The 13,474-nt window shown below is 38.3% G+C and carries 12 protein-coding genes and 3 tRNA genes; 9 read left to right on the top strand and 6 right to left on the bottom strand.

Annotated elements, in window-relative coordinates; genetic code table 11:
- Positions 1-30 precede the first annotated feature (30 nt).
- The 3 genes from QZU45_RS01290 to QZU45_RS01300 form a co-directional block, all read right to left on the bottom strand.
- Positions 31-120, bottom strand: a tRNA-Leu gene (locus QZU45_RS01290).
- 6 nt (positions 121-126) lie between these two features.
- Positions 127-200, bottom strand: a tRNA-Cys gene (locus QZU45_RS01295).
- Positions 201-208: 8 nt separating this feature from the next.
- Positions 209-284: transfer RNA gene (locus QZU45_RS01300), tRNA-Gly, on the bottom strand.
- A 276-nt stretch (positions 285-560) separates the two neighbouring features.
- Here QZU45_RS01300 and xseA point away from each other — a divergent pair.
- Together xseA and QZU45_RS01310 are read left to right on the top strand one after the other, a co-directional pair.
- Positions 561-2,141, top strand: coding sequence for an exodeoxyribonuclease VII large subunit (xseA, locus tag QZU45_RS01305; RefSeq protein WP_295350648.1), 1,581 nt, complete (start codon positions 561-563; stop codon positions 2,139-2,141).
- Positions 2,142-2,948 (top strand): hypothetical protein, encoded by an 807-nt coding sequence (locus tag QZU45_RS01310; RefSeq protein WP_295350651.1) that lies wholly within the window; start codon positions 2,142-2,144, stop codon positions 2,946-2,948.
- Between the two features lie 198 nt (positions 2,949-3,146).
- Here QZU45_RS01310 and QZU45_RS01315 read toward each other — a convergent pair whose 3' ends face one another.
- Together QZU45_RS01315 and cysK are read right to left on the bottom strand one after the other, a co-directional pair.
- Positions 3,147-4,430, bottom strand: a complete 1,284-nt coding sequence (locus tag QZU45_RS01315) for a dicarboxylate/amino acid:cation symporter (RefSeq protein ID WP_295350654.1) — start codon at positions 4,428-4,430, stop codon at positions 3,147-3,149.
- A gap of 3 nt (positions 4,431-4,433) precedes the next feature.
- Positions 4,434-5,393 carry a cysteine synthase A gene (gene cysK / locus QZU45_RS01320; RefSeq protein WP_295350657.1) on the bottom strand — a complete coding sequence of 320 codons (960 nt, stop codon included), beginning with the start codon at positions 5,391-5,393 and terminating at the stop codon, positions 4,434-4,436.
- 293 nt (positions 5,394-5,686) lie between these two features.
- Between cysK and QZU45_RS01325 the strand changes: the two genes are divergently transcribed.
- The 5 genes from QZU45_RS01325 (at position 5,687) to nudC (ending at position 9,678) form a co-directional block, all read left to right on the top strand.
- Positions 5,687-6,607: a 3'-5' exonuclease gene (locus QZU45_RS01325; protein WP_295350659.1), complete on the top strand. Its 921-nt coding sequence runs from the start codon at positions 5,687-5,689 to the stop codon at positions 6,605-6,607.
- Between the two features lie 20 nt (positions 6,608-6,627).
- A complete protein-coding gene (mscL, locus tag QZU45_RS01330) occupies positions 6,628-7,068 on the top strand; it encodes a large-conductance mechanosensitive channel protein MscL (RefSeq protein ID WP_295350661.1) in 441 nt (146 codons plus the stop codon).
- Between the two features lie 151 nt (positions 7,069-7,219).
- A complete protein-coding gene (locus tag QZU45_RS01335) occupies positions 7,220-7,903 on the top strand; it encodes a M15 family metallopeptidase (protein ID WP_295350665.1) in 684 nt (227 codons plus the stop codon).
- The gene (gene trxB, locus QZU45_RS01340) at positions 7,900-8,832 is read left to right on the top strand and encodes a thioredoxin-disulfide reductase (protein WP_295350668.1); all 933 of its coding nucleotides are present in this window, start codon (positions 7,900-7,902) and stop codon (positions 8,830-8,832) included. Before QZU45_RS01335 ends, trxB begins: the two co-directional genes overlap by 4 nt.
- Before the next feature lie 3 nt (positions 8,833-8,835).
- Positions 8,836-9,678 (top strand): NAD(+) diphosphatase, encoded by an 843-nt coding sequence (nudC, locus tag QZU45_RS01345; protein WP_295350671.1) that lies wholly within the window; start codon positions 8,836-8,838, stop codon positions 9,676-9,678.
- 89 nt (positions 9,679-9,767) lie between these two features.
- Here the strand turns inward: nudC and QZU45_RS01350 are convergent, their stop codons facing one another.
- Positions 9,768-10,415 (bottom strand): hypothetical protein, encoded by a 648-nt coding sequence (locus QZU45_RS01350; protein ID WP_295350674.1) that lies wholly within the window; start codon positions 10,413-10,415, stop codon positions 9,768-9,770.
- A gap of 255 nt (positions 10,416-10,670) precedes the next feature.
- Between QZU45_RS01350 and proQ the strand changes: the two genes are divergently transcribed.
- Both proQ and QZU45_RS01360 read left to right on the top strand, forming a co-directional pair.
- Positions 10,671-11,354 carry an RNA chaperone ProQ gene (gene proQ / locus QZU45_RS01355; RefSeq protein WP_295350677.1) on the top strand — a complete coding sequence of 228 codons (684 nt, stop codon included), beginning with the start codon at positions 10,671-10,673 and terminating at the stop codon, positions 11,352-11,354.
- 14 nt (positions 11,355-11,368) lie between these two features.
- Positions 11,369-13,420: a carboxy terminal-processing peptidase gene (locus tag QZU45_RS01360; RefSeq protein ID WP_295350680.1), complete on the top strand. Its 2,052-nt coding sequence runs from the start codon at positions 11,369-11,371 to the stop codon at positions 13,418-13,420.
- The last annotated feature ends 54 nt before the right edge of the window (positions 13,421-13,474 follow it).

Consider the following 13,474-nt stretch of genomic DNA (forward strand, 5'->3'; position numbering starts at 1 on the left):
TTGATTTACTAAAAGACATCACTTGGGAAGTGGTGCCCGGGGTCGGAGTCGAACCGACACGGAAGTATAAGTTCCGAGGGATTTTAAGTCCCTTGTGTCTACCAATTTCACCACCTGGGCATTTAGTGGAGGCGCGTTCCAGAGTCGAACTGGACTTCGCGGATTTGCAATCCGATGTATAACCGCTTTACTAACGCGCCATCAACATTGGAGCGGGAAACGAGGTTCGAACTCGCGACCCTAACCATGGCAAGGTTATGCTCTACCAACTGAGCTATTCCCGCATCCGATGTGTGCCATTATAAGGGATTATTTTTTTATGTCAACAAAATATTTCAATTTTTTTTGTCTTTTTTTATTTTTAACGTATTGTTATTAAACATTATTTGTATTTTTTAGCTTTATAAACGGCATAAAAATCAGCTGTGTATAATATGCTATTCTTTTACATGCAGATTAAAATATGTTTATTCTATTAGTCGACATACATAAACGTTTTTCCCTCTTTTTCTAGTCCCTGTTTTTTTCTTTTGGTACAATTCTTCTGTAAGGAGAATTCTATGCCACATTTCAATGATGAGTCTTTACTTGACAGTTATGATCAAAGACCATCTACATCAAACGTTTCTTTAAGCGATTCCTACTCAGAAGACAGACCTTCTGATGGTTCCTGGAGTGTTTCTGAGTTTCTAAAACAGACCGATTCCTTTTTTAAAACCTTAGGTCCCTTTGTTATATACGGAGAGATTTCTGAGATAAAAAACTACAATCACATTTACTTTAAGCTCAAGGATTCCACTGACGGGGCTACTCTAGACTGTGTTATGTGGCAAAGCTACAGTCATAGACTTAATTTTGAGCCTAAATCAGGAGATAAGGTCGAACTAAGCGGAAATATCAGTCTTTTTACCAAAAACGGTCAGTTTAAATTTATAGCTCATTCCATGAGAAAACTTGGAATTGGTTCGATTATGGAGAAATTAAATGAGCTTAAAAGAAAACTGGATTCTCAGGGGTATTTTTCAAGACAGAAAAAGACTATTCCTCAGTTTGTGAATACAGTCGGAATAGTTACATCTGCGGACGGAAGAGCAGTTGGAGATATTATCAAGACCATTGAACATAGAAATCCTCTGATTAACATTATTATCTATCCATCTCTGGTTCAGGGGGCAAATGCACCTCAGTCTCTGATAAGTGCTCTAAATCTTGCTATTGAACATAATAAATGCGATGTAATCATTATCGGCCGAGGAGGAGGCTCATTTGAAGATCTTCTGGCTTTTTTTGATGAGGAGCTGGTAAAGGCTGTTGCAGACTGTCCAATTCCTATTATCTCTGCAGTTGGCCATGAGGCGGATTATGCCTTTACCGATTTTGCCGCTGATATGAGAGCGGCAACTCCTACCAGAGCTGCTGAATTTGTTTCATCTGTTCTGAAATCTGATCTTTATTATGCGGTTGAACAGTATGTAAAAAGACTTACAGACGCAATCTACAGAATATATGATTATGAGAGTATGAATCTTGATCATCTGTGCAGCAGACTTAAGAACTCTTCTCCTGAACTATATGTTGAGAATATCTCAAAACAGGTTGATCTTCTTGTTAACAGAATGGAAGGATCTTGTTTAGACAGATTAACGGACTATGAACGTCGCTTAAATACTCTAAAAAACCGTATTTCAGTTTTTGAGCCTTTATTTTATATCGAGCAGGAAGTATCAAAGGTAAAAAACTGTATGTTCAGACTTAATTCTGCGCTTGATCGGGATTTAACTCTAGTTAGTGATCGTCTGAATTATGAGAACAGACTGTTTTCTTTGAACAATTTGATTGATAAGAGACTAGGAGCTTTAAATGATCGACTAAAGTCTCTTGTTAACAGGGCAAATCAGTCAAATACTGATGACAACCTTAACAATCTGAATCAGAACTTTATAAGAACGATTACAAAGCTGTCTTCTTTAAATCCTCTGTACATTCTAAACAGGGGATACTCAATAACTTTTGATGAAAATGAGCATGTGGTTAACACTGCGTCTTTAAAAAAAGGCGATGTTATTACTACAATGCTTTGTGACGGCAGAGTAAAATCAGAGGTAATTGATATTCAGAAAAAAGAAAAGGACTCTCAATAAATGAGTTTATTTGTTAAATTTTTCCTGCTGTTGAGCCTCTGTATTTCAGGAGTTCAGGCCAGTACACTTCCTCCAAAGCAGGATAGGCCTGATTCAAAGGATATCATTTTTGATACCTCTACTTATGAAGATGTAATTGATATGTCTTATACCACATCAACATTCCATCTTCCTGCTCTTTGCAAGGATGCTGCATATGCTAAAAGCTGCAGTTTCTTTGAAAATTATTATGTAAGTAAATTTGAGCACGATTATATTGGCTACATCACTGATAACCTGAATTTTGATGATGAAAGCGACGATTTGTTTATCCAGAGAGACATTGCCTATCAGGACGTAACCTTTGATTTTCGTGTGATAAAAGAACTAGGTTTTATGTGTGCAATTGTGCTTGTAAAACAGGAGTTTTTAGATCAGAAAGCAACTCTGACTGATGTATATAACTTTAATCTTGAGACTAAGAAGTTTGTTCATTTTGAGGATCTGTTTGAAGATCCTTCTCTTGCAGCTATGACCTGCTCCAATCTTGTATTCGATAAATTCAAGGAATACGGTTATAAGAACCTTTATCTGATTAAAGCTCAAATAGAAGTCGATCCAAGAAATTTTGTCCTGCTGCCAGACGGTATTGAATTTATCTTTACGAAGGGAACAGTTGCTCCTAACGAAGTAAACTCAAGACTGTTTATCTCTGTAGATGACCTAATTACAGCTAGACCAAAGAAAGAATGGTTCCCATCTATGAAAGGTGAGGTTTTAGGCAGAAAACACGTATCTCACGGTATCAAATCCAAGCTTTTGAATTAATTCCCTCATTGCATATTAGCCTTTTGTTTTTATACAAAAAATAATCCTAATCGAAAAAAAACAAAGTTTTTTGATTTTTTCGATTATCTAATGAAAACTGAGCTTCTATTGTAGGATTTTGTATATAGAAAACGGAGTACAAAAAAATGGCTAGAGCATTTAGCTTTAGCCATCTTTTTTTAGTTTAAACTCTGCTTTCTATGCTTCTTCAGGAAGCTTACCCTGCATTGTCTTGTTTACAATGTTTGCAACACATGAGTCAGACCATACATTCAGTGAGGTCTCAATCATATCAATTACAGCGTAAACCGGCAGAATGATTCCCATCAGAGTTACAGGAATGTTCATTGAAGAGACCAGTGACAGGGTTAGGAAATAGCATCCCATTGGTACACCTGCATTGCCAACTGCGGCAAAGGTAGCGATGAATACCCAGGCAAGCATGGTATCAAATCCAATTTCAATACCGGCATTCTGCATCAGATAAACAGAGGTTATCAGAATGAAGGCAGCACAGCCGTTCATATTAATGGTTGTGCAGATTGGCAGAACAAATCTTGAAACTCTTCTGTCTACATGCAGATTATCTTCAGCTGATGCCATGGTAACAGGCAGTGTACCTGCAGATGATTTGGAGAATAGCGCAACTGCAAGTGCAGGCAGCATTCCACGGGCAATCTTGATAGGATTAAGTCCTTTGATCAGAAGTATCAATGGCAGAATTACAAACATCTGAATCAGGTTTGAGCTGATAACAACTCCAAAGTAGGTTGCAAGACCGCCTAAGATTATTCCTGCCTCAAGCTGAGTAACCAGCTGAGCAGTGAAAGCCATGATGCCTAATGGCAGAATATTGATCAGCCAGTGGATCAGGATGAATAACAGTTCCTGAAATCCAGAGATTACAGAAATCAGAGCCTCCTTGTTTTTGCTCTCCTTCATTGTGGCAATTCCAAGACCAAAAGCCGCTGCAACCAGCAGAATTGAAAGTACATTACCGGCAACAAATGGCTGCAGAAGATTATTTGGAATAATGTTCTGGATGTGCTCTAGATATGACAGTGATTCATACTTGGTTACCACATCAGCAGCACTGGATGATAATGCTGCTGGTACGTTTGCAGGCTTTATAACCGCAAACAGCACAGCTCCTAAAAGGGCTGCCAGGATTGTAGTCAACAGTGTATAAAAGATGGTATGAGCAAATATGGAGCCACCTTTAGAATTCTTTGAAAGATTTGCTAAAGTTGAGATCAGTGATACAGCAATAATTGGCACTGCAATAAAGCTGAACAGTCTTGTAAATACTGTTGCAATAAAGTCCATTACTGCATTTATGTCTGTATTACCTGCAAAACCGATTAAGGATCCAACAATCAGTGCTCCTATGTATAAGGTTGCTGTGATTGCTCTGCCTTTTCCGCTAACTTTAGATAGGGCAGTAGCGGCTGCCGCATGAATTCTAGATGTTCTGAAAAGCATAGTTTAGTCCTGGTGATATAGAGCTGTTGATAGATATCTGTCGCCACTATCAGGAAGAATAACCACAATCAGCTTGTTTGCGTTTTCTTCCTTCTGTGCCAGCTTAATAGCTGCACTGATGGCTGCACCTGAGGATATACCAATGAAAAGACCTTCTGTCTGAGCAAGAATTCTACCGTTATCAAAGGCTTCATCATCAGTAATGTCTATTACTTCATCTACGACGGTTTTATCGTAGATCTTAGGAATAAAGCCTGCAGAAATACCCTGAATCTTATGTGGTCCGGCATTTCCTCCGTTTAACACTGGAGAAGAAGCTGCTTCTACACCATAGACCTTAATGGTGCTGTTTTTCTCTTTCAGGAATTTACCTGTGCCGCTTACCGTACCGCCAGAACCTACAGATGCAACAAATATGTCTACTTTACCGTCAGTATCATTCCAGATTTCAGGACCAGTTGTCTCATAATGGGCCTTAACATTAGCCTCGTTTTCAAACTGCTGAGGAATAAAGGTATTGTCAGAGGCTGCTGCAAGTTCAGTTGCCTTTTCAATCGCTCCTTTCATTCCCTTTGATCCTTCGGTTAGAACCAGTTTTGCACCGTAGGCTCTCAGAATATTACGTCTTTCAACTGACATGGTTTCAGGTAGAACCAGTGTAACATCCAGTCCAAGATTTGCACATACCAGTGCCAGACCGATACCTGTATTGCCTGATGTTGGTTCATAGATCTTTGTATCTTTGTTGATCTTGCCAGATGCCAGAGCTTCTTTAATCATGTAAAGTGCAGCTCTGTCCTTAACTGATCCTGATGGATTTAAGGCTTCAAATTTTGCAAAGATTCTGCCTTTAAGATTGAATTTCTTCTGCAGGTTGGACAGTTCAACCAGAGGAGTATTGCCAATTAGCTCAATGGCGGACTTGTAATACTTCATGTTACCTTCCTTGTTAAATCTATTCATTTATTTAATATGTAACCATATTGAGTAACATATTCAAATAGGGAATTTTTTTTACATTAATGTTTGCACTATAAAAGAGCAGAATACAGATAAATATCTTTGTAAATCAATAAGAAAAATATATCTTGGAAGAGAGCAATTTTATAAAAAAATAAATGTTTGCTTTTGGATCATATTCTTTGTAAAAAAACGTAACATAAAAGTAAAATTGGATATAATACAAATAATTACGTATGTTAAAATTTTTTTACAGTTAAGATTTCGGTGTTTAATCAGGTAGATAAAGAATACTCATGCAAGATAACAACTGCTTTCCTTTGAACATGATTGAAAGGATCACGTCACATCCTGAAAATTATCGTTTACTGGAAAAAATTCCTCTGACTATAACAGGTGTAGATACTCATTTCCCTGTAGTTCTCAATGAGCCTCATCCAAATGAAAAGGTTTATTCTGTTGTCTTTTTAGATACAGAAACCACCGGTATGGATCCTGTTAAGAATAAAATCATTGAGCTGGGGATGGTTAAAGCTACTTTTTCCTTAGACAGAAAACTACTTTTGACTGTCGACAGATATTATGATGAGTTTGAGGACCCAAACGAGCCTATTCCTCCAGAAATCACAGAACTTACCCATATCACAGATGATATGGTTGCAGGCCATCACTTTGATGATGAAATGGTGGCTAGATTTCTTACAGGAAGACCTCTTGTGGTTGCTCATAATGCTGCTTTTGACAGACCTTTCTTTGAAAAACGTTTCAAGTCTTTAACGACTCTGTCCTGGGCCTGTTCTCTTAAGGAGATCCCTTGGAAAAAACTTGGTTACTCAAGTGCCAAACTTGAATTTCTGAATATGGTTTTAGGGTATTTCTATGATGCACACAGAGCCTATGTGGATTGTCTTGCTCTTTTATGGATTATGTACAAGGTTCCTGCAGCATTCAGTGAGCTGGTAACTTCTGCCTTAAGCTGCAGCTATCGTGTGATCATTAGAGGAAACACCTTCAAATTCAAGGATAACCTAAAGGAGAAAGGCTTCAGGTTTGATGGCGGTACGGCCAAGACCTGGTCCCGTTACTATCAGGATGAAGATGAGGCGTCCCGCGTAAAGCAGATTATCGAGGATACCTATAAAGACGGTTCAGTGGATTTTGATATCAGAATCGTCGAATATAAAGCCAAGACTCGATACAAATTAGAAAATAACTGATGTTCAATTAAGGAGTATATATGAAAGACATTGTTTCAACCGGTAAGTCCTTTTTCAAGGAATTCAGAGAGTTCGCTGTAAAGGGAAATGTCATGGATATGGCAATCGGTGTGGTAATAGGTACTGCATTCGGTAAGATTGTTTCTTCACTGGTTGCTGATATTATCATGCCTCTGGTTGGTCTTTTTGTTGGAAATATTGATCTTAAGGATCTGTCTGTAACCTTGCAGGATAAAACAGAAACTTCATCTGAAATTGTTTTAACCTACGGTGTTTTTTTACAGAATGTTCTTGATTTCCTGATCGTAGCCTTTGCAATCTTCCTGACCATTAAGGTGATCATCAACCTTAAGAATCGCATCATCAAGGAAGAGGAAACTCCTGCTGAAGCTCCAGCAGATCCTGCTGATGTGCAGTTACTACGTGAAATCAGAGACCTTCTGAAAGACCAGAACAAATAATCTTAAAAACCAGAGGATTTTCTGATCCTCTGGCTCCTTTCTTTAAATTGTCGAATAATTTTTTTCAATTTACCGTTCTTTCACTGAAATATTTTTGTAATAGGAATATAGTTAGTTACAGGTTTTAATTTGTGTTAAGGATAGAGAATAAGTGATTACCAGAGATCAGTTCCTAGGTCTGGACGACAGCAAGCTTGTAAATTTCAAGGATGATCCGAAAAGAATGCTTGTCCTGTTAGGAGACAGAGATGCGGTAAAGGCTTTAGGGCCTTTATTCTCGGATGCTTATGATAATGGCTTTGAGATTAAAATTGCCTCTGCTTACAGAAGCTTTTATAAACAGTTTAAGATTTTTGATGACAAGTTTAACGGTAAACGACCTGTTTTAGACGAAAACGAAGAGCCAATGGATATATCTTCTCTGTCTGCAGAACAGAAGGTATTGGAAATTGTAAGATTTTCCGCAATTCCAGGCTTTTCCCGTCATCATTTTGGTACTGATTTTGACATTTATGCCTCAAACCTTCTGCCAGAGGGAAAACAGCTTGAACTTACTGCAAGAGAATATCAGAAGGGCAATTATTTCTACAAGTTTGATATTTATCTTAAGAATGCTCTGAATAAATTTGGTTTTGTGAGACCTTATACAGGAAAGAATTCAATGGGCTTTGAACCATGGCATATATCTTTTGAAAAGAGAGCCTGTGAATATCTGAACGTGTTCAAACTAGAAGATGCAGTAGAGTATCTTTCTTCATTTAATGAACCCTGGGTACCGTATGCAGTAGAGTATGCAAAGACCCATTATAAAGACCTCATAGGAGCTAAAAAATGACCCAAGATGTTTTAAATACTGTAATTATTGGTTCTGGGCCAGCCGGTTGGACTGCAGCTATTTATGCCTGTCGTTCAGGACTTTCTCCTGTTCTTGTAAGTGGTCCTGAACCTGGCGGACAGCTAACCACAACCCCTGAAATCGGAAACTGGCCAGGAAGAAAGGATGCACCTGATGGTTTTTCTCTTATGCAGTCTCTGCAGGAACATGCTGTATCTCTTGGTACAAAAATGCTATCAGATACTGTTGTAAAGGTTGATTTTAGTGGGGATATTAAAGAGTTAACCTTATCCTCAGGCGAAGTTCTAAAAAGTAAAACCGTGATAATTGCTACTGGCGCCAAAGCTAAGTATCTGGGAATTCCAAGTGAGGAAAACTATAAAGGCAGGGGAATTTCTGCCTGTGCTACCTGTGACGGTTTCTTCTTCCGAAATAAGGTTGTGGCAGTTGTTGGCGGTGGTTCTGCAGCTTTTGTTGAGGCTCTTTATCTTACCAATATGTGCAAAAAGGTTTATCTCATCCACAGGCGGGAAGGATTCAGATCTGAAAAGGTTATGGTTGATAAACTACGCTCTATGGTTGATTCTGGCAAGGTTGAGTTTATCCTCAATGCTCAGATTACTGAGTTTAAGGGAGATGGCTCGAAGCTTACCGGAGTAGAACTGGATGTAAAGGGTGAGAAGAAAGATCTGGCTTTAGACGGTGTGTTTGTTGCAATTGGTCATGCTCCTGCAACTTCTGTTTTCGAAGGTCAGATTGAACTTGAGGAAGGTTATATCAAGACTGGTTTCGGTACTGCAACCTCAACTTCTGCAAAAGGTGTTTTTGCTGCTGGTGACTGTACTGACAGAGTTTACAGACAGGCAATAACTTCTGCAGGTGAAGGCTGTAAGGCCGCGCTAGATGCTGAAAAATATCTATTAGGATAATATATGTTACAGGATATCGGGGATCATCTTTTTAAGAATGAGTTTTCTTTAAAAAGAGCCCCTAAAGATACAGATTTTGTTCTTGCCTTTAAAGACAGAGATGTTTATGTTAAGGGGGATGGAAAGAACACTCCTTTAAAGTTTCCTAGAGCTTATTCTTTTCCTAAGGACAAGCTTATTTATCTTTTCTCTATAGATGAGAATGCCTATTTTCTTTTCAACGATTCCTGTTCCTCTCTTAGTATTGAGGGCTTTGAATGGCATAAGAATACAGTTCTTCGTTCTGATAATCCACGTATAGAGTGTTTTGCCGGTTTTACTGCTTATCATCTTTACAACTGGTACATGAACAATCGTTACTGTGGCAGATGTGGAGCTCTTACCACTCATTCAAAATCAGAGCGAGCCCTGTGTTGTCCGAATTGCGGAAATATTATCTATCCTAAGATTGCTCCTGCTGTAATTGTTGGAATTACTGATGGCGATAAAATCGTGGTTACCAGATATAAGGACAGACCTTATAGAGGTGTAGCTTTAATTGCCGGTTTCTGTGAGATTGGTGAGACTCCTGAGCAGACTGCACATAGAGAGGCAATGGAAGAGGTTGGTCTTAAGATTAAGGATTTAACTTACTGCGGTTCACAGCCTTGGGGGTTGGATAGCAATATTCTATTTGGCTTTATGGCGAAGGTCGATGGTGATACTGCGATTACTCGTGATGAAGGTGAGCTTGCGGAAGCTTTCTGGATCAGCAGAGAGAATATTGATGAGATTCAATCTACCATATCATTAACCAAAACCATGATTAGCAATTTTAAAAAATATGGTTTTGCTCTGAAGAAATAAAATGATTTCAGAAAATTAGTTCTGCTTTGGAGTAAGGCTTTAAATAAAAAATAAAGCATAGGTCTGACCTATGCTTTTGGTGTAATATTCTAATCGTCTTCGGTTGGGTACTGCAGGAACAGTTTTCTTTCAAGACGCAGAAACTTGTAGGCTGTTTTACTTTCTTCTTCAACCTTCAGAGCATCAAATCTTCCGTATCTTACATCGGTCAGAAGCTTGATATCTGACTCTGTTAAATCTTTTAATGCCGCTGTGTACTGTCCTAGGAACTGATTTGCCAGAAGTTCATCCCAAGGATATACAGTAGAGATTGATCTTAGAATAAACATGGATAAGGTATCCAGGCAGATCAGACATTTCTTCTGCAGTAACTGTAGAAAATCCTTTGCAAGTTCTCTGTTTTCGGCGATGTTATAGAAATCCAGTGAAGGTCCGACTGCACCGTCTGTATAGGCAATTGATGCCTTTGACTGATCATCATGTATACGAATGAATTCAGGTTTGATTTCTGCCTGCTCTGAGTTCTTGAGAATAAGCTCCTTCATTTTTTCTGAACAGAGGATAAGAGGCTTTTTATTCATCATGGATAGAATGTCGGTAACATTATCCATGCCGTTTGCCTCCTCACTATCTGGTACATATACACATAAGGTTGCAAATACTTCCTTCTCTGGAGGTCTAATAACCTTGTGTGCATCTGGAGGACACTCTGGATGGTAGCGCTCTGGCATTGACATTTTCTGTATATCTCCTAATTTGTAATCGTATATCCTTGAAATTTTACCAAATTAATTGGTGTAGATTTTAATCTTTGTATATTTAAATTTTCACAGCGCAAATTTTTTTCAAAGTTTTGTGTGGTAGAGTAACGGAGTGTATAAAAAATTGTTGAATTAGCTCTATTTTATGTATTTTTCAATTCACAAATTCTATAATCTCAATTAAAATACAGTATTGCATTACATTTTAATAACTATAAAAAGGAGTTTCTTGTGGAAACCCAGGAAAACGCACTACAGCAGCCTGTAGAAAATGCTAACGAATCAGTCGTAGAGAAGAATACAGAGTCTGGTTCTCATTTTGAACATGTAAAAGAGTCATTGGAGCTTCTATATAAGTCTTTTCCAAAGGCATTTGTAAAGGAAGGTGACTGCAAGCCTTTAAAGATTGGTATCTTTGATGAACTTAAAGAAAGAATTTCCGGTATTGAAGGTCTTTCTGTATCAAAGGTGCGTGCAGCGCTACGCCTATATACTTCACGTCTTAAGTACCTTTATTCTGTAAAGGAAGGTGCTGCAAGAATTGATCTTGACGGTAACGAATGCGGTGATACCGTTAATGCTGAGCATGCTCAGTATGCTTCTGAAAAAATTAAGGAAATCAATCAGAAGCGCAAAGCCACAAAGCCTGCTAAGAAACAGAATTCACCAAAGAAGTTCTTCAAGAAGAATGGTCCTAAGGGAACTAAGAAAACATTTAAGGTTGAAGGTGATAAGGCCACAGCAGAGTCTTTAAAGAACGGAACTGAAGTTATTGTTTTAAGCTCTGAACAGCATTTTGTAAAGGGCGTTGTAGCTCAGGATGCAGTTAAGGATACTGTTTACGTTACCCTGAAATCAGGTCTTACCGTAAATCTTCCATTAGATAGGGTATTACTTCCAAAAAAGGCAAAGTAAGGCACTAACTTAAAGTGAATAAATTAGCAAAAATAGCACTGGCCTGTATGTTTGCCGGTGGTTTAGGTGTCTGTGAAGCAAAGCTTACCATTCCAACAGCAGATCAGATGCCGGTTCTATTGCCAGAACCAAGGCATGATACAGCCTGCTCAAGAATCTACAATTTCTTTACCAGAGCTCACTATAAGATTGTCAATGTGGATGACAAGTTTGCAACCAATGTGATTGACAGACTTATGTCATATCTGGATTATACTCATTCCTTGTATACTCAGGGTGAAGTAGATCTTATCTATGCTAATACCAAGGGTATAATAAACAGTCTGGATAAATGCTATCTGAATTATCCATATGATCTTTATAATAAAAATATAAAAAAGCGTTACGAGAAATACAGCTATTTAATTGGTCTTTTAGATTCTCCTCTTGATCTTAAAAAGGATGATTCTATTGAACTTGACCGAACCAAGGCTCCGTATGCCGCTACAGAAGAGGAACTTAAGAATCTGTGGCTTAAGGAGCTTAAGAATGAATACGAAATACAGCTGTTAAACGGCAAAACTCCTAAAGAAGCAACAAAACGTATTAGAAATCGTTACATAGCTTCTATGAGAAGATTATCTCAGATAACCTCAGAGGATGTTTTCTCTGTATTTGAGAATGCCTTTGCCACAGCAATTGATCCTCACACCAATTACTTCGGACCTGTAGAGTCAGAGAATTTTAATGATGATATGAATCTGTCCCTAGAGGGTATTGGTGCGGTTTTATCTCAGGAAGATGAATATACTGTTATTGAGTCGATTCTTCCTGGTTCTCCTGCAGAAAAGTCTAAGCAGTTAAAGCCAAAAGACAAGATTATCGGTGTTAAGCAGAAGAACGGTAAATTCGAGGATATTATCGGCTGGAGACTTACTGAAGTTGTAAAACAGATTAAAGGAAAGAAAGGCACTAAGGTTACTCTGGAAATAGAAAGAGGAGAAGGTGCAGCAACTAAGACCTTTAATGTTGATATTGTAAGAGACAAGATTAGACTTCAGGATAAGGAAGCTAAGTCTAAGGTTTACAATTCATACAGCGGCAAGAAAGTCGGTGTAATTACTATTTCTAGTTTCTACACAGATCTTCATCTGAATGTTAAACGAGAAATTGACAAGCTTAAAGCTCAGCATGTAGATTCTATTATTATCGATCTGAGAAACAATGGCGGTGGTTTGCTACCAGAGGCAGTATATACCACAGGTCAGTTTATCAAGTCAGGCCCAGTTGTTCTTGTTCGAGATGTAAACTCAAATGAGGTTCCATACGAGGATGATGATCAGAATATTGATTACGATGGACCTCTGGTTGTTCTGATTAATCGTCTATCAGCATCAAGCTCCGAAATTATGGCTGCAGCTCTTCAGGATTATGGAAGAGCTCTGATTGTAGGAGATACCTCATACGGAAAGGGCACAGTTCAGCAGAGTCGACCTCTGACCAGACTTTATGATCTAAGTGGCTCTGATCTTGGTTCTATTCACTATACAATTGCCAAGTTCTATAGAATCAACGGTGGTTCAACACAGCTTCGCGGTGTAACTCCGGATATAGTTCTCCCAACTATGATTGATGTAACTGAACTTGGAGAAAAGAATGAGCCAAATGCTCTGAAGTGGGACAAGATTTCAAAGGCTGATTATACCCGTTACTCTGATCCTGACAGATTTGTTGACAGATTAACAGAACAATATAAGTCAAGAATCGAGAAAGATCCTGTATTCAATGTAATCAAATCCGAGAGGGAACGTTATTTCAAGCTTAAGGAAGGAAAGGTTATTACCGTAAACTTCGATAAGCGCAAGAAGCTCTTTGATGAAGATGAGAAAACTGCTCTTAAGAATACAAATATCAGACTCAAGGCTATGGGAAAAGATCCTGTTAAATCTGTAAAGGATCTTCCAACAGATTTTGAATATGATGATCCGATTCTTCTTGAGACGGTTAACATCGCTTCAGACTATGCTGACATGATTACGAAAAAATCTGATGTCCATAGTATTGTGGCGCGTAAGGATGCAGAATAAATAATAAATAAAGCCCAGCTGAATGTTGGGCTTTTCCATATTTTAAAAGGTGAT

Origin of the sequence: uncultured Succinivibrio sp. (assembly GCF_902756765.1) — a bacterium.
In the GTDB taxonomy this organism is placed as follows: Bacteria; Pseudomonadota; Gammaproteobacteria; order Enterobacterales; family Succinivibrionaceae; genus Succinivibrio.